Raw genomic sequence first — 17,098 nt, forward strand, 5'->3', positions numbered from 1 at the left:
ATTGTTAAAAATTCGTAAAACTATAATATCTAAACCTGTACCTATAATAAAATTAATACCAAACTTTGTAACTCTGCTTGGCTTAGTAACTGGTATGAGTTCAGTGAAATTTGCATTAGATAGTAAATGGGAAATTGCCGTATATTGCATTATAGTAGCAGCAATTATTGATGGCATTGATGGAAGAATTGCAAGGATGCTAAATGCTACTAGCCCCTTTGGTGCTGAACTTGATTCTTTATGTGATTTTGCTAATTTCGGTATAGCACCTGCTTATTTAATATATTTATGGTCTTTCCAGCAATATGAGTATAAAGTATTTTCTTCAGCAGTAATGTTACTATTCATAGTATGTATGGCTCTACGTCTTGCTAGGTTTAATGTTGGTATTTATCAGCCAAAACAAGATAAAAAACCTGAGCATTTCTTTACAGGTGTACCTGCCCCTTGCGGTGCTTTACTTGCCTTAGTTCCTGTAATGATAGATTTTGAAATCGGTACATTATTAAATATAAATGTTCGTATTCATACTATAACAATTAATATATATTTAGCTATAATAGCTTTTCTCCTTGCTAGCAGACTTCCTACAATTTCAACAAAAAATCTAAGTATCAAGCCTGAATATTTATCGCTTGCAATGATTTTATTTGCTGTTGTTATCATAAATCTTATAATATATCCATGGTATGCACTGCCATTTATTGCAGTTATATATATTCTTTCTATCCCGTTTTGTTATTTCTTAAAACATAAATTTAATAACAATTAATTATGCTTGATGTATTAAAACAAAATATTCAAAAATATAGAAATCACCCATTTGCTAAATATATCCTCATTATAGCCCTTATAGTAATAACTTATTTAGGTTATAAAATTTATGTTTGGGTAAATACAGAATCAACAGATAATGCTTATATTGATGCTGATATTTCAGATGTTAGTGCTGAAATTAATGGGGTTTTAACTAATCTATTAGTGACTAATAATACAAAAGTTAGTAAAGGCGATTTAATCGGCGAAATCGATGATAGAGACTATAAAGCCAAGCTTGCAGCACTTGAGGCGTCTATTGGAGCTTCAGAAAAAAATATAGAGATTATTGATCAAAAAATATCTATAGGGCAGAACCAATTAGAACAGTCAGGCGAAAAACTAAAACTTGCCGCAACAAGTTTTAATATTGTTTCAACTGATTTTACTAGAGTACAAGAGTTAAATAAGGCAAAATTTGCCAGTATTAAAGCGTTGGACGATTCTAAAAATGCTTATCAAAAAGCAAAAACTGATTATAAACAAGCACAGCTAGATATAGATATCTCTAAGCAAAACTTACAGCTACTTGGGCTTGAAAAAGCAGCAGAACAAGAAAAGCTAAAAGAATTAGAAGCAAATAAAAAAATTATCTTACGGAGCTTGCAGAACACTAAGCTTATTGCTGCGGTATCTGGTGTATTTGGTAATAGTAGTTTAGAAGTAGGAAATTATATAACGCCCGGTAGAGCTTTATTCTCTATAGTACAAGATAATTCAATGTATATTCAGGCTAATTTTAAGGAAACACAAATTAAGAAATTTCAGCCAGGCATGAAAGTAAAAATCCAATTTGATGCTATTCCTAAAAAAACATTTTATGGAAAAATTCGTAATATTTCCCCTGCTACCGGTTCTAAATTTACCTTAATCCCACCTGACAACGCTACCGGTAATTTTACTAAAATAGTGCAGCGTGTACCTGTTTTAATTGATTTTGATGCCCCTGTTGCTAATTTAATCCCAGGTATGTCAGTAGTTGTATATATTAGAACTGATCAAAAGATGTCTACTCGATGAACTTCAAAAATTAGCTATGAATAGTACCGGACAGTTTTAAAAAAATGTTATATTTTATTCAGGTATAGGTGACCTTATATGTCATTCTTAGCTAGAGGCGGGAATCCAGAAAAATAAATATAAAAGCAGCAAGTTTTTAAAATTAAAAGCTTAGGTATCTTGCTTTATGCTGGATTCCCGCTTCCGTGCAGTAGTATCCGGAGAAAATTGGAGTATTATTAAAACCGTCATTGCGAGCGGTCGTAGACCGCGTGGCAATCCAGAAAAATAGTAAAAAATAACTAATTTTAGCATTTTTTTACTTCCTTGCTTCGTCGAATTACTTTGTAATTCTTCTCGCAATGACGAAAAAACCTAATAATAACAACGTTTATTTTTTTCCGGACACTACTGCACTTCCGCGGGAATGACACATAATAAAAACTGTCCGGTACTATCATTAAGTATACGTTCCGCTCTTCGGCTTACAGACCACATGTTCTTTTTCAAATAAAACTTCGTCTACCCAACTTTTCATTTATTAGGAGTATAATTATCTTTTCATATCCGTTATTTCTTTCTTCAATTTTATTACTAGGGTTTGTAATTTTTCAAATTCTTCCCTAGTAACATAATTACCTTTAAGTATTTTATCCTCAATCACGTCGCAACTTTTATCTTTTATATTATTTATTGCTTTATGTAAGACGCTGCTAGCACCTGTCGCTACTTTTAATAAATCATTTGTTTTCATTTAAAATACCTCAAGTGATAGAGCATGCAAGCCATTTTGGAATTCATCGGCAAGTAGGTTATTAATAGTGCGATGATTGGCAATTAGGCTTTTGCCTTGTAAAATTTCTGCCGAAATTTTTATTTTAATATGGCTGTGAATTCCATCATAATGACTAGCATGTTTATGACTTTCGTCTATTATTTCGCAAAAATGTGGTTTTAAGACACTTAAGCTTTTAGTTATCCTGTCTATTCTGCTCATATTTTTATTTTATTTATAGAAAAAATACCTTAGTATTCTTAGAATATATAATTTTATTATCAAAATGGCAATGTCAGAATTAATCACAGAATATAAAGTTTTACAAGCTGAAATGGATAAAATAGGGATGGGAGTATGTTTTGCTTGTAAATTATTGAATTATGATGAAATTGCATTCATAGAACCAAATAAGAATTTCATAATTCAGGATTTAGAAAAAATTATTGAAAATGTAAGCAAGGAGCTTGATATTCCTCTAAAATTTAGAAAAACAAAAAAAGACATAATATTATTTGTACTAGATATTACCGATTCTGATCTAATTAAAAGTTTTGCTAGAAAATTATATTTATCTTCCCAGCTTTATATAAATGAGGAGCGACCGGAAATCTATATAAATTGTTGTATTGCGAGTAGTGAGTTCCCAAAAGTAAGTGCTAATGCAGAAGAGATTGAGAAAACACTAAATATGTTACTTTCACAGAATAATAATTATTATTATCGTGAATATAACTCTGATGATCATGATTTAGAGAATATAAAAAAGTCTAATTTACAACTCAATTTGCTTAGACAAGCTTTAGCTAAAAAAACTATGCGATTTGCTTATCAGCCTATAATTGATCGCAAGACTTTGAAAGTACATTATTATGAATGTCTACTTCGAATACCGGATGAGAATGGTGTTTATATTTCTGTCGGTCCTATAATTCCCATTGCTGAAAATAAAGGATTAATTTTTATAATTGATCAGATCGTTTTAGAGATGAGTATTCACGAGCTTGTAAACAATCCTAATTTAATGCTATCTGTTAATATTTCAAATATTGGTACGACTGATGAAGCTTTATGGGAGATAGCAGAAAGTTTATTAAAAACTTATGATGTTCGAGATCGTTTAATTGTCGAAATTACTGAAACTTCTTTTAACGAGAATTATAATAAAATAAACGTATTTATCAATAAGTTACGTAAATTTGGTTGTAAATTTGCTTTAGATGATTTCGGCTCAGGCTTTACATCCTTTAAACAACTTCAAAGCTTGCCTATTGATATTATAAAAATTGATGGCAAATATGTCCTTAGTATTACAAGTGATGTACAAAGTAGATATTTTGTCGAAAGATTAATTAAAATCTCAGAAGATTTAAATATTGAAACAGTAGCTGAATTTGTCGAAAACGGTGAAATAGCTAAGTTTTTAATAGATCTAAAAGTAGGCGGCTTGCAAGGCAATTACTACTCCGAAGCAAAATTTGATAGGGCGGAGTAGTGTCATTGCGAGGAGAAACGCAGTTTCGACGCGGCAATCTAGTATTAACATTCTGAGATTGCTTCGGCGATGCTATGCATCTTCTCGCAATGACGTTTTATAGTACTTGACAAAACCCCTAAAACCATATATGCACAACTCAATTTTAAAAATTAACTTAAATGCTGTTACTTGAATTAAAAAAAACTAATCAAACTTTAGAAACTATACATTTTATTGGCATTGGCGGCGTTGGAATGAGCGGAATTGCTGAGATATTACATAATCTTGGTTATAAGGTGCAAGGTTCTGATTTATCAGAAAATTATAATACCAAACGTTTAGAAGCATATGGCATTAAAATATTTGTTGGTCATACACCACAAAATATTACAAATGTCTCATATGTTGTTGTTTCTTCGGCAATTAATCGAAATAATCCGGAAGTAAAAGAAGCTTTGGAGCGTAAAATCCCAATTATCAGACGTGCAGAAATGCTTGCTGAACTTATGAGGTTAAAATGCTCGGTAGCGGTATCTGGTTCACATGGTAAGACTACTACCACTTCTTTAGTTGCTTGCTTATTTGAGGCAGCTGGTTTACACCCTACAGTCATTAATGGTGGTATTATTAATAATAGATCCACAAATGCCTATCTCGGTTCAAGTAATTATTTAATTGCTGAAGCTGATGAGTCAGATGCAACTTTTATAAGTATTCCGTCGACCATTGCAATAATAACTAATATTGATCCAGAACATTTAGATTATTACAAAGATTTTGATACGCTAATTAATGCCTTTAGGAGTTTTATCACAAATTTACCTTTTTATGGTTTTGCTGTTTGTTGTATTGACCATAAAATAGTATGTGAGTTAGTAAATAATATTACCGAGCGGAAAGTTATCACTTATGGTATTGATTCCGATGATGCTCATATTATCGCATTTAATATTAGTACAGATATTACTTCATCTACCTTTGATGTAAAAATTAGTTTGCCAAATGTAAGTGGTGTTACAATTATAGAGAAAATTACTATTCCAACCCCAGGAAGGCATAATATTTTAAATAGTTTAGCCGCAATCAGTGTAGGGGTGGAGTTAGATTTCGGTATTAAGGCTATTAAAAACGGCTTTAATAGCTTTAAAGGAGTAAAAAGAAGATTTACTAAAGTAGCTGAATATAATCAAGCTTCGGTTATTGATGACTATGCTCATCACCCTGAAGAAATTAAGGCAACATTATCTACTGCCAAAAATATAGCTAATAAACAACATGGTAAGGTTATTGCTATTTTCCAGCCACATAGATATTCGAGAATGCAGCATTTATTCGAGGATTTTATGCGTTGCTTTAATGATGCGGATTTACTTTATATTACAGATGTATATGCGGCAGGTGAAAGCCCTATAGAGGGTATTAGCGGGCAAAGTTTAATTGATAACATTATTAAGCTCAAATATCATAATCAAGCGAATTTCTTAGCAAAATTAGATGACACTGTAGAAGTTATAATGAATAAAGCATCCCCTGGTGATATGATTGTTATGATGGGAGCAGGTAATATTTCAAACTTTGCTAATGAATTACCACAAAAATTTGGTAATTTGTCATGAATCTCCCTATAGTAAAAGGTGAATATAGGAAAGATTATAACTTAAAACATTTAACATGGTTTAAAGTAGGCGGTAATGCTGAAATATTTTTTAAGCCTATAGATAACGAAGATTTAGCAAGCTTCTTAGTACAAAATAAACAAAAATTACCCATAACTACTTTTGGTGCTGGTTCGAATATTATTATACGAGATGGCGGTATAGAGGGAGTCGTTATAAAGCTTGGTCAAAATTTTAGCAATATCGATTTTACGGATGATGGTCATTTAATAGTCGGCAGCAGTTGCCTTAATTTTAGTTTAGCTAAATTTTGTCAGGTAAATGCTATTAGCGGCTTTGAGTTTTTAGTCGGCATTCCTGGCACTATTGGCGGCGGCGTTGCGATGAATGCCGGAGCTTATGGTTGTGAGTTTAAAGATATTTTAGTTAGGATTGAAGCAATCGACTTTGCAGGAAACTTTCTAACATTTACAAATGAAGAAATAGACTTTAAATATCGTGGTAATAATTTACCAAAGGATTTAATTATTCTTAAAGCTGTTTTTGAAATTACCAAAGGCAATAGTGAAGAAATATTAGCACGGATGAATGAAATAAATGCTGCAAGATCATCTACTCAGCCTATTAAGGAGCGTACTGGCGGCAGTACTTTTGCAAATCCGGAAGGATTTAAATCGTGGCAACTTATTGACAAAGCAGGACTTAGAGGCTATAGAATAGGCGATGCTTCTATCTCAGAACTTCACTGTAACTTTATGATAAATAATGGAAATGCTACCGCTAAGGACTTAGAAGATCTTGGTAATTTCGTCCAGCAGAAAGTATTTGAAGATAGTGGGATTAAATTAAATTGGGAGATAAAGAGAGTTGGGAAATTCTAACTTCGTCATTGCGAGCCACTGAAAGTGGCGTGGCAATCTTATAAGAATGTTCCGAGATTGCTTCGTCGCTATGCTCCTCGCAATGACGTTTACCTAGTAACAAAAAATGAAAATATGCATAAATATCAAACACATTGGGTTGAAAGCTCAGAAATCAAAATATTAAGCGATAGAGGCAAGAAGCATATAGCGTTAGTAGCGGGCGGTATGTCTGCTGAACGTGAAGTGTCGCTAATATCAGCTGAAGGGGTAGGCAAAGCTTTAATAGAAGCAGGCTATAAAGTTACTTTTATAGATATGGGAGCTGATATTGCTGTTAAGCTGCATGAAATAAAGCCTGATATTGTTTTTAATTGTCTGCATGGCACATATGGTGAAGATGGTTGCCTGCCTGGACTTCTTAATATTATGCGAATTCCTTATACTCATAGCGGGGTTTTAGCATCAAGCCTTGCTTTTGATAAAGTACATTCTAGAAGCTGGTTTTTGACTAACAATATTAATATGGCAGAAAGTATTGTCATAAGTAAAGGTGATAATGTTAAAACTGATCCTATAAAACGCCCATACGTGATTAAGCCGCTTACACAAGGCTCAAGTATTGGTGTTGAGGTAATATTTGAGGAAGATGATTTTAACTTTGCTAACTATGATTTTCCTTATGGTGATGAGGTAATAATAGAGAAATATATAAAAGGGCGTGAATTACAAGTAGCAATATTAAATGGCAAAGCCTTGGGAGCTTTAGAAATTAAGCTATTAAAAAATCGTTTCTATGATTATGAAACTAAATATACTGAAGGATTTGCCGAGCATCTATGTCCTGCTCCTTTGCCTACCGATATATATGATAAGCTACTTAAAGAGTCAGAAAAAATTTTTAAAACAATGAACTGCAAAGGGGTAGCTAGAGCTGAATTTATTTTAGAAGAAAGAACAAATAAGTTATATGCTTTAGAAATAAATACGCATCCTGGTATGACTCCTTTATCTATAGTTCCTGAAATAGCTGCTTATCATGGTATAGATTTTGTTAATTTAATTGAAGAAATTTTAAAGACGGCAAGCTTTGAATCATGAGAAAAAAAACAAGCTCAAATAAAAAAAATACCGCTAAAAAAAACAATAACATTTCATTGCGTCGGAAGTTAGGATTAATCTATAAGAAAACAATATTAATACTTAAAATCGTTTTAATTATCTTTATATGTTTGTTTGCTTTCACAAAATATTTTGCTTCGTTAAAAAGCTATTTAAAAACAAATATATATCAAACAACTACAGAATTTGGCTTTAAACTTGAGAATGTAATAATTGAGGGACAACAAAATGTTGATGAACCTACAATATTAAAAGTTTTAAATGCTAAAAAAGGTAGTTCTATTTTTGCTCTTAATTTAGATGAAATTAGGAATAATTTAAAGAATAATAGATGGATTAAGGAAGTATATGTTTCAAGAAGATTACCAAACACAATATATATAAAACTGTTTGAAAGAGAACATATTGCCATTTGGCAGATCAATAACCAACTCTTCTTAATTGATGAAGAGGGTTATGAAATCAGTAAGAACATAGAGCCTTTTCCTCATTTATTACATGTTGTAGGAGAGGGGGCAAATATATATGCTAGCAAGCTAGTAAATGAGCTACAAAAATATCCGGCATTAATAAATAAAACTTCATCTGCTATTAGATGTGGGGATAGAAGGTGGGATTTAAATCTTAAGGGTGGAATAAATATTAAATTACCGGCAAAGAATTTTGAAGAAGCCTTAAAATATATAGATGCACTCAATAAAGCAAATAAACTATTTAATCAAAACTATAAACAGTTAGATTTGAGGGACAAGAATAAATATTATATAGAGAAGTATTAATTAGATTCGTCATTGCGAGGAGATGCATAGCAGAGGGCGAAAGCAAGCTCAGGACATTTAACTAGATTGCTTCGTCGCTATGCTCCTCGCAATGACGTTTTTGGAATTACAACAAACATAAAAAATGAAAGAGAAAATATCGAATTTTGTAGCACTTGATTTTGGCAGTAGTAAAATTGCTGCCATTGCTGCCTATATTAGTAAAAAAGGTGAGATTAAGGTAGCAAGTCAAAATTTACATCATTCTAAAGGCATAAAATCAGGGGTTATAACAGACTTAAAAAATGCTGAAAGTAGTATTATTTCAGCAATTTATGCGTTAGAAAAAGATTGTAATAAAAATATCAAGAAAGTTATATTATCGCTATCAGGAGCTGCTACTAAATCTTATTATATAAATTATACTATTAAAATTAGTACAGCAACTATAACCGAGCAAGATATAAAAAAGCTTTTACAAAAAGCATTACAGGAGTTTAAATTTAAGGATCAAGAAATTATTCATTACTTTCCTCTTGAGTTTATTCTTGATAATAATAGGGTTGAAAACCCTGTAGGTATGTATGGAAAAGAACTTGGTTGTGAATTACATGTTATTGCAGCTGAGTCAAATATGCTATCAAATATCGTGCAGTGTTTTGCCAAATGCCATATTGAAGTTACCAATATTACTCTAGCGATTTATGCTTCTGCAATCAGCTGTCTTACAAATGATGAAAAAAACCTCGGTTCACTAATTATAGATATAGGTGATAAAACCACTTCTTTTGGTATTTTCTTTGCCGGTAAATTGATATATACAGGACACGTAAATATAGGTAGTTTTCATATTAGCTCTGATATTGCAAAAGTTTTCGGTACTGATCTTGCTACGGCTGAAAAATTAAAAATTTTATATGGTAACGCAATTTTATCCTCTTTTGATAAAGACAGTATTATTAATATGGAGGATTTTAATGTTGATGCTCACCATAGCCCTGCAGGAGCAGTAACGGTTTATAAACTTGCTGAAGTAATAAAAGCAAGAGCAGAAGAGATATTATTAATGGTAAAATCTGAATATGATAAGGCAATAAAAGGACAAATATCAGTGTACCGCACTGTTATTACTGGAGGCGGATCGCAGCTTAGAGGTTTAAAGGAGCTTTCAAGTAAAGTTTTTGAGAAGCAAACTAGAATAGGTAAGCCAGAGCTTATTGATGGCTTTACTGAAGATTATAATCCAGCTGCTTATTCGGCAGTTATAGGTATGCTAAAAATTCATGCTCTAAAACAGCAAAAAGAATTTTCCCATATGAAACTTGATGAAAATAGCAGCTGGATTAACAAAGTTTTCGATTGGCTAAGAGAGAATATTTAATATTTCTTTGCTTACTAACACTATCAATAATAACTGTCCGGTACTATTGGTCAAGCCACGGCATCGAGAAAAATAATAAAAAATGCTATGCATTTTACTGGATTGTTTCGTCAATTACTTTGTATTTCCTCGCAATGACGATCCTCGATCTATGCGGCAATCCTTAAGTATTGTTTTTTATTAGATTACTATTTAGGTCTGTGTTTAGAGCAGATTAATATATTACCTTTAACCTTGGTAATATATACTTTATCTCCTGATTTAGCTTTCTCGTTTGGTACAAGGTAAGCATTCATAATGACACCAGACCATTTTACTTGCCCAAGGTTTTCTTCTGAAATTACATCGCTATAAACTTCAGCTTCTTTACCTATCATATCGGAATAGTTTTCATTAGAAGTAGTTTTGCTATATACATATTTTTTGAGAGGATAATATAATATACAAAACCATATAAGGGATAATAAACCAAAAAGTGTTATTTGATTTGTTAAGTTAATTAGAGGATAATGATAAATTATAAGAGCGTTTGACAATGCTCCAAATCCAAAAAATAAGAACCCAATATTTGGAATTGCAAAAAATTCTGCAATTATACAAATTACCCCGATTATTAACCATAATTCAGTCACTGAGATATACTCCAAAATAAAATGAAAATTGAGCATTTTATTACAAACAAAAAATAAATTTATTTGTATATAAGATGGGAACCGCTTTCCATCTTATATACTCATTATTCTAATTATTCTTTCAAAAAGAGTATGAAATACTATTTTTGAAAGAAAAGAAATTACTTATCATGAACATAAGTTTTTAAAAATAATATAACATCTGCGATGTCTTGCGGTTTTGATATACCGGCAAAAGACATTTTAGTACCAGGAGCATAGCTACTTGGTTTATGTAAGAAAGCAAATAAACTATCATCATCCCAACTACCTCCAAGAGCTGATAGAGCAGGGGAATATTTATAATCCGTTATGCTTGCTTTAGGACGACCTGCTACATCCCATAAATGAGGTCCTATCTTATTTGGACCATCTTTATCAAGAGAGTGGCACATTAAACATTTTTTAGCTATTTCACGACCATTATCAGCATTTGCTGTTTTCATCAATTCCGGTATGTTGATTGGGGCTTGTGCTTGCGTGGTAGGTGCTTCTGAAACTTCTTGCACTGCAATACTATAACCTCGATGTTTTGGTTCTAAAACCGGTTTATATAATATATTTGCAATAAATCCAACCATCATGGCAATTAAACTTGCAAACAATATAGCTGCAACAATTTTATTTATTTCTTTTCCGTTCATATAAAATGTTATAATATGATAATGAAATCTTTTAATTTTTTATAATTTAAACTATAGAGTCGATTAATTCAATGAATAAAGAAAAAAATATTAAAAAAAATTTTTCTTTTGATGATTTGGAAATAGAAAAACTAAAAAGTAATTTTGATAAAACTTATCAACAAGAATCTGAAAAGAAAATTTTAGAAAAGCCTTTGGAAAAAAAATCTAAAATAGCTCAGTTTTTTGGAAATGTATGGGGTAAATTTAAAAATAGCAAAGTTGGTAAATTTTTAGGGAAGACATTTAAAATAATTGAGTTCTTTAAAAATAAATGGGATAAATTTACTCAAAGCAAAGTCGGTAAAATATTACTTAGTAATTCCTTAAATTATGCTATTTCGTTAACAGGTGCAGTAATTGCGGTTTCAGGGCTTTTTACACCTGTGTCGCCTATAGTTATAACAGTAGCTGCTATTACTGCGGTAGGTGTAGGAATTCAGGCTATAAATGAAACTGTTAAAATACGAAATTTGTGTAAACTTCATAAAGAAAATAATTTATTAGTACAAAATAGAAATGCTAAAGCCCAGCAAGATTATATATTATCGTTAGAACCTAGGTTAAAAGATAGTCTAAAAAGTGAATTATTTACACCACCTAAAAAAGAAAAAGATTTTAATAGTGATAAATATAAAATAAGTAGCAAAAATCTTAAAAGTATTGGTATAGTATTTTCAAATAATATAGCTGCTATATCTACTGCTATTATTCAAGGAGCAAGCGGTAATGTACTTGGAATTTTAAAAGCGACAGGTTATGGCATAATGACTTCTGTTTCGTTAATTACTGGTGGACTTAGTGAAAAAGAAAAAAAAGGAATAAAAACAATATTTAAGTTAAACATAAATGAAGAATGTAAAAAGCACGACACGCCAGATTATAAAAATTTAGATCAACTAGAAAAATACACTAAAGAACAAATTCTGCAAACAGCGGTGTTAAAGAAGTTAATCACTGATAAGAATTATTGGAAGATGAAAGATAATGATAAGAGAGAGAAATTTCATGAAATAAGAAATACATTTATTGGTGAAATAAGAAATAATGGGTTTAATGATTTTTGTAATAAAAATAAAGTATCATTAAATATTGAAAAAGAAAGTTATGCCAAAGATATTGGAAGAGTAATGAATCCATTCTATGAGAAGCCTAATAAAGCTCAAGAATATAGTAACTTAGCAAATGTTATGAATAAAAGAAGAAGATCTGCTATATCTCGCTAGCAGTAACAAATTTATGTGAGGTATTATCACTAAATATTCGTTGTAATAACTCGTTATTAAGAGCATGACTAGTTTTATAGCCATTAATCGAGCTTATAATGTTATTACCAGAAGTATATAAATCGCCAAATAGGTCTAATAATTTATGACGCACAAATTCATCTTGATAACGTAATCCATCAGGATTTAAGACTTTATCTTGATCATCTATAGCTATTGTATTCTCGAATGAAACACCTAGAGCAAGTCCCTTACTCTGTAAATAATCACCATCTTTTGTAAAGCCAAAAGTACGAGCATCAGCAATATTATTATTAAAAGATTCTTGCTTTGAAAAGACTAAATTTTGTCTTCCTATAGCTTTACTATTAAAATCAATAGTCAAATCTATTTTCATATGATCAGAAGGTGTACAAGTTAACTCGCAATCTTTATGAGTAGCTGTTACTTCTTTCAAAATTTTTAAATATTTTTTAGGAGCATTTTGTAGCTTTTTCCCAGCACACTCAATCATAAAGACAAAAGGTTTGCTACTGCCATCCATTATAGGAACTTCAGGACCATCTATTTTGATAACAGCATTATCAATTCCGCATCCCCATAATGCAGCCATTATATGTTCAATTGTTGAGACTTGTATTTTATTGCTATTGCTTATAGTAGTAGAAAGTAAAGTGTCAGAAACGTTAAAATATTTTGCTTCAATATAATTATTTTCTGAAGATATATCTGTTCTTATGAAAATAATACCTGTATTTTCTTTAGCAGGCTCAATAGTTAACTGAGTACGTTTCCCAGAGTGAACACCTATTCCGTAACAGCTTACGGGCTTTGATAATGTAACTTGCTGCATTTATAAATACTAATAATATATACTTAAAATATTAATATTCAATGCTGAATGGTGCAAGTTATATTATATTACAAATTATTACATATTCAAATTATATATCTTAAGGGTACGGCAAGGAATTTGTCAGAAAAGCTAATTATTTCATTGCCGTTATAAAGTATAATGCCATGCATAATTCGCGAGGTTAGTGCTTCGGATAAATCTTTCAGTCCTGCAAAATGTTGACTTTGAATAGTTTCCGTACTTTTACACTCTAAACCACAAAATATATCACCTTTATGTAGAAGAAAATCAACTTCTTTTCCTAAATGTGTGCGATAAAACGTTTGTTCTATTCCCGTAGTTAAAGTTAATAACTTCCTTAATTCTGCCCATAACCATGTTTCAAATATTGCTCCGTAATAAGGACTTTTTGGTAATAGATCAGGAGTTGTTATGCCATGTAAATATGATGCATAACCTGAATCATTCATATAAATCTTGGAAGTTTTAATTAATCTTTTACGGGTATTACTAAACCAAGGTGTTAACTGATTTACCTGAAAAGTTGTTTCTAAAATCTCTAAATATCTTGATATTGTTCTCTGGTCTAATCCTATCTCGTTACCTAAATTCTTTTGATTTAATAAATTACTGCTTTGTAAACCAATCAGACGAAAAAGCTTAGCAAAAGAAACGACATCCAAAAATTTATTTATATTTCGTACATCTCGTTCAATATAAGCTGATTGATAAGAAGAGAACCAACGTTCACGAAATCTTTTTTGCTTTTTTAGTGCGATTTCTGGAAATCCACCATAAAAAATATATTCATTGAGAAATTGAGTATTTATTTCCGGTTTATGTTTTAGCTCTTCAGTCCATTTATCCTTTAATTCATGGATAGTGCTGCCGGAAAAAATATCTGATATAAAAGAAGAGGGATTATTTTGATTTAAAATTTCTCCTAAACTTAACCCCTCAAGATGTATTACATCAATGCGTCCCGCTAGACTTTCAGATATTCCGGGGTAAGAAAAAATATTAGCTGATCCGGTTAAAAGAAAACGCCCTGGTTTCTTATCTTCATCTATTGATTTTTTTATAGCTTTTAAAAGATCGGGAGCTCTTTGAATTTCATCAATAGCAAGAGGATAGCTTGCGTTTTTTATAAATCCGTGAGGGTCTGCGGTTGCTGCTTCTAATTGCGAAATATCATCTAAAGTGATATAGGATTTAAAAATTCCCTCATCACACAATTGCTTTACTAATGTAGACTTACCAACTTGCCTAGCTCCAATGATAAGAACGGCAGAAAAATCTTTTAAAGATTGTTTTACAAATGATGTTATATGTCTATTTATCATGTTGTAAATTATAACATACCAATGCTATTATTTGCAACATTTATTTTTTTATAACTCTTAACCAAGCATCCCAGTCACGTTTGCCTAGATCTTCTTCAAATGATAATAAATCTTTTACAGTTTGTTTACATATTTCTTCGGATGGTATTATAAGATCTTGTTTATTAGCTGAATTTAGTAAACATTGTGTTTTGCAAGCTTGTTCCAAATGATAAGCATAAAACATAGCTTCATGTATTGTTCTCCCGCAAGTAATAACGCCATGGTTACGAAGTAACATCACATAATTTTTGAGGTCATCAACTAGCCTATCGCTTTGTTTATCGGCATCTAATATCAAAGAATTATATTCATGATAAGAAATTCTGTTGTAAAAATGTAACGCCCATTGGCTGATCGGCAGTAATCCGCATTTTAAAGCAGAGACTGCAATACTTGCTGGAGTGTGATAATGAAAAATAGCTGAAATATCAGGACGTGTTCGATAAATACTTCCGTGAATAAAGTAGCCAGTCTTATTATATTGATATTCCTCTCCCTCTAAAATTCTGCCATCTAAACTAACTTTTAGGAAATTATGTTCTGTTACTTCTTCAAATCTAAGCCCGAAAGGGTAAATATAATAAAAATCAGCATCTTTAGGTCTTGCAGATAGATGGGTATAGGTATGGTCATCCATCGACAAATATGCCATTATTTTATAAGCAGCTGCTAGGTTATATTTTATATCATTCATGAGTTAGTATTTTTTATTATTTTCTGGATGCCTTAGGTACAAGCAACTAGATGACTACCTTAGGGTGTTTTCCGAGCCATGTCACAAGACTAGACAAGCAACTAGATGACACAGAGGATATTTATAAAAAAGGTATATATATATTTTCTCTTTCTATATCTATAACCGCTCCTTTAGGAGTTTGTAAACATTCTTATAAATGTTTTTTATTTAAATATGGTGCTAAATTATAATTCAATATATGACATTGTAGATTATCTTTTTTATTACTAAAATTAAATGTAACTTCATTTCTTTGTTCTAGCAATTTTTTAATATTTGTTGTTTGCTCTATGAAATTCTTTTGTTCTAAACTTAAGTGCTTGATTCTTAGAATATTTTTTACTACTGAAAATGAAAAAACAGATAATAATAATATAAGAACAAATAATTCTTTTCTACTCTGTTTTTCATTTAAGAAAATACTACTTTTTACATATGCAGCAGCAATCATACCTATGCCTAGAACGTAACAACCAAGATATCGAAGTAACGAGGCTCCTCTAATTGCTTCTTCATAGCTAAAAGTAAAGAAATATAGATATAGTCGCCATAAAGCAAAAATTATACCGCAAATAAATGTAGCTATTAGAAAAAATTTATATTCTGCTAACAGTTTCGGTTTATATTTACGAATTCCATACCAAGCAATAAAACAAATAGTATATACAACTAAACTTCCTTCTTTTACTAAAAATTTTAAAAGAAACTTACCATAATTTAGTAATAATAATTTATGCTGTTCATTAAAATTTTCTACAATATATATTAAATTACTAAAACTATGCTCTTTTCTATCTAAGAAATCGTGAGTATTCCTAAAATAATCCATCAAGATAAGATTGTACAATATTGGTAAAGTTAATAAAATTACATAGGTAATATAATCATGTGATGTTTTAGGTTTTTTATCAAAAACTGTATAGTGTAATATAAGAATTATAGAAGCGAAACTTGCTAGCCACGCTCCAATTTCTCTAAATAAAGGAAGTAATATAGCGATAGGTATAATGAGCTTTAAAGCTTTTTTCTTATCTTCTTCAAGGATATAAATAGCAAGAATAGCCCCGAACATTAGCCCTATAGTACTATCATTATATATAGAGCGAAGCCCTGTTGTATATAATACTACCGCACAAAGTATAGCAGAAAATAGTAAACCGGTTTGCAAAATTTTCTTATTGGAGGCTAAAGGAGCTAAGAACATTAAATGTAGTAAGAAATGAGCAAATAGCACATTTCCATCGGAATAACCTGAAAGCATTAACATAAAGTAATGATAAACAGCGGCACCTCTTGGATAATGTGCATGCGTAGAAATAATAGAGGTAAGTGAAGTTTGGTTTTCAAAAACTCCTGAATATAATAGTTCTTTAGTAAATATTCCCCAATGAGAAAAATCATCATAAGCGTGCAGTGATGCTTCTCTGGTATAGAGAAAAAAAGCAAGGATCAATAAAGTAAAAAAGAGAGATTCATAAGAAAATTTATGCCAATTTTTCAAATAAAACGAGTATACTAATAATATACCGATGAAGTAAAGTAAATAGGTAGCAGCCATTAACAGATTTAGTATAGCACAGCAATATAGAATCGTGATTAATATGCTAATTGTTATAGGTATCGCATGGTTTAATTTTACTTTGAAATATTTTGAGAAAAAGCATGAAAAGCCAAGAAAACTTAATATTGGTATAATAATCATTTTATTTCTAGCATTAATTGTAATTTAGATGTCAT

The 17,098-nt window shown here is 30.9% G+C and carries 16 protein-coding genes and 1 pseudogene; 9 read left to right on the forward strand and 8 right to left on the reverse strand.

The genetic code is table 11. From position 1 onward, the window contains the following. Nucleotide 1 precedes the first annotated feature (1 nt). Nucleotides 2-772: a CDP-diacylglycerol--serine O-phosphatidyltransferase gene (gene pssA, locus AAHF54_RS03480; protein ID WP_011477629.1), complete on the forward strand. Its 771-nt coding sequence runs from the start codon at nucleotides 2-4 to the stop codon at nucleotides 770-772. Between the two features lie 2 nt (nucleotides 773-774). Continuing rightward, nucleotides 775-1,836 carry an HlyD family secretion protein gene (locus AAHF54_RS03485; RefSeq protein WP_341789168.1) on the forward strand — a complete coding sequence of 354 codons (1,062 nt, stop codon included), beginning with the start codon at nucleotides 775-777 and terminating at the stop codon, nucleotides 1,834-1,836. Nucleotides 1,837-2,368: 532 nt separating this feature from the next. On the opposite strand, the gene AAHF54_RS03490 is transcribed toward AAHF54_RS03485, so the two are convergent. Together AAHF54_RS03490 and AAHF54_RS03495 are read right to left on the reverse strand one after the other, a co-directional pair. Then, on the reverse strand, nucleotides 2,369-2,569 hold the full coding sequence (locus AAHF54_RS03490) for a hypothetical protein (protein ID WP_341789169.1): 201 nt from the start codon (nucleotides 2,567-2,569) through the stop codon (nucleotides 2,369-2,371). Next, nucleotides 2,570-2,812 carry a BolA family transcriptional regulator gene (locus AAHF54_RS03495; RefSeq protein ID WP_341789170.1) on the reverse strand — a complete coding sequence of 81 codons (243 nt, stop codon included), beginning with the start codon at nucleotides 2,810-2,812 and terminating at the stop codon, nucleotides 2,570-2,572. Nucleotides 2,813-2,867: 55 nt separating this feature from the next. Between AAHF54_RS03495 and AAHF54_RS03500 the strand changes: the two genes are divergently transcribed. The 6 genes from AAHF54_RS03500 (at nucleotide 2,868) to ftsA (ending at nucleotide 9,804) form a co-directional block, all read left to right on the forward strand. Beyond that, entirely contained in the window at nucleotides 2,868-4,085 is a 1,218-nt protein-coding gene (locus AAHF54_RS03500) for an EAL domain-containing protein (protein ID WP_342170236.1), read from the forward strand. Between the two features lie 161 nt (nucleotides 4,086-4,246). Beyond that, nucleotides 4,247-5,683 carry a UDP-N-acetylmuramate--L-alanine ligase gene (gene murC / locus AAHF54_RS03505; RefSeq protein WP_342170218.1) on the forward strand — a complete coding sequence of 479 codons (1,437 nt, stop codon included), beginning with the start codon at nucleotides 4,247-4,249 and terminating at the stop codon, nucleotides 5,681-5,683. Continuing rightward, nucleotides 5,680-6,564 (forward strand): UDP-N-acetylmuramate dehydrogenase, encoded by an 885-nt coding sequence (gene murB / locus AAHF54_RS03510; protein ID WP_342170219.1) that lies wholly within the window; start codon nucleotides 5,680-5,682, stop codon nucleotides 6,562-6,564. Before murC ends, murB begins: the two co-directional genes overlap by 4 nt. A gap of 114 nt (nucleotides 6,565-6,678) precedes the next feature. Further along, the gene (locus tag AAHF54_RS03515; RefSeq protein WP_342170220.1) at nucleotides 6,679-7,644 is read left to right on the forward strand and encodes a D-alanine--D-alanine ligase; all 966 of its coding nucleotides are present in this window, start codon (nucleotides 6,679-6,681) and stop codon (nucleotides 7,642-7,644) included. Next, a complete protein-coding gene (locus AAHF54_RS03520; protein WP_341789174.1) occupies nucleotides 7,641-8,444 on the forward strand; it encodes a cell division protein FtsQ/DivIB in 804 nt (267 codons plus the stop codon). Before AAHF54_RS03515 ends, AAHF54_RS03520 begins: the two co-directional genes overlap by 4 nt. A 124-nt stretch (nucleotides 8,445-8,568) precedes the next feature. Further along, nucleotides 8,569-9,804, forward strand: coding sequence for a cell division protein FtsA (gene ftsA, locus AAHF54_RS03525; protein WP_341789175.1), 1,236 nt, complete (start codon nucleotides 8,569-8,571; stop codon nucleotides 9,802-9,804). A 188-nt stretch (nucleotides 9,805-9,992) separates the two neighbouring features. Here the strand turns inward: ftsA and AAHF54_RS03530 are convergent, their stop codons facing one another. Further along, on the reverse strand, nucleotides 9,993-10,472 hold the full coding sequence (locus tag AAHF54_RS03530) for an NfeD family protein (RefSeq protein ID WP_341789176.1): 480 nt from the start codon (nucleotides 10,470-10,472) through the stop codon (nucleotides 9,993-9,995). Nucleotides 10,473-10,597: 125 nt separating this feature from the next. After that, nucleotides 10,598-11,119 carry a cytochrome c family protein gene (locus AAHF54_RS03535; RefSeq protein ID WP_341789177.1) on the reverse strand — a complete coding sequence of 174 codons (522 nt, stop codon included), beginning with the start codon at nucleotides 11,117-11,119 and terminating at the stop codon, nucleotides 10,598-10,600. A 71-nt stretch (nucleotides 11,120-11,190) separates the two neighbouring features. On the opposite strand from AAHF54_RS03535, the gene AAHF54_RS03540 reads away from it, so the two are divergent. After that, nucleotides 11,191-12,384 carry a hypothetical protein gene (locus tag AAHF54_RS03540; protein WP_341789178.1) on the forward strand — a complete coding sequence of 398 codons (1,194 nt, stop codon included), beginning with the start codon at nucleotides 11,191-11,193 and terminating at the stop codon, nucleotides 12,382-12,384. On the opposite strand, the gene lpxC is transcribed toward AAHF54_RS03540, so the two are convergent. The 4 genes and pseudogenes from lpxC to AAHF54_RS03560 form a co-directional block, all read right to left on the reverse strand. Then, on the reverse strand, nucleotides 12,371-13,237 hold the full coding sequence (gene lpxC, locus AAHF54_RS03545) for a UDP-3-O-acyl-N-acetylglucosamine deacetylase (RefSeq protein ID WP_341789179.1): 867 nt from the start codon (nucleotides 13,235-13,237) through the stop codon (nucleotides 12,371-12,373). The genes AAHF54_RS03540 and lpxC overlap by 14 nt on opposite strands. A gap of 86 nt (nucleotides 13,238-13,323) precedes the next feature. Further along, nucleotides 13,324-14,583, reverse strand: a complete 1,260-nt coding sequence (locus AAHF54_RS03550; RefSeq protein ID WP_341789180.1) for an ATP-binding protein — start codon at nucleotides 14,581-14,583, stop codon at nucleotides 13,324-13,326. 40 nt (nucleotides 14,584-14,623) lie between these two features. Further along, the gene (locus AAHF54_RS03555) at nucleotides 14,624-15,319 is read right to left on the reverse strand and encodes a class II aldolase/adducin family protein (protein WP_341789181.1); all 696 of its coding nucleotides are present in this window, start codon (nucleotides 15,317-15,319) and stop codon (nucleotides 14,624-14,626) included. Between the two features lie 121 nt (nucleotides 15,320-15,440). After that, nucleotides 15,441-17,063 (reverse strand): annotated as a pseudogene (locus tag AAHF54_RS03560) (hypothetical protein). Nucleotides 17,064-17,098: the final 35 nt, after the last annotated feature.

Source organism: Rickettsia endosymbiont of Seladonia tumulorum (assembly GCF_964030815.1).
In the GTDB taxonomy this organism is placed as follows: domain Bacteria; phylum Pseudomonadota; class Alphaproteobacteria; order Rickettsiales; family Rickettsiaceae; genus Rickettsia.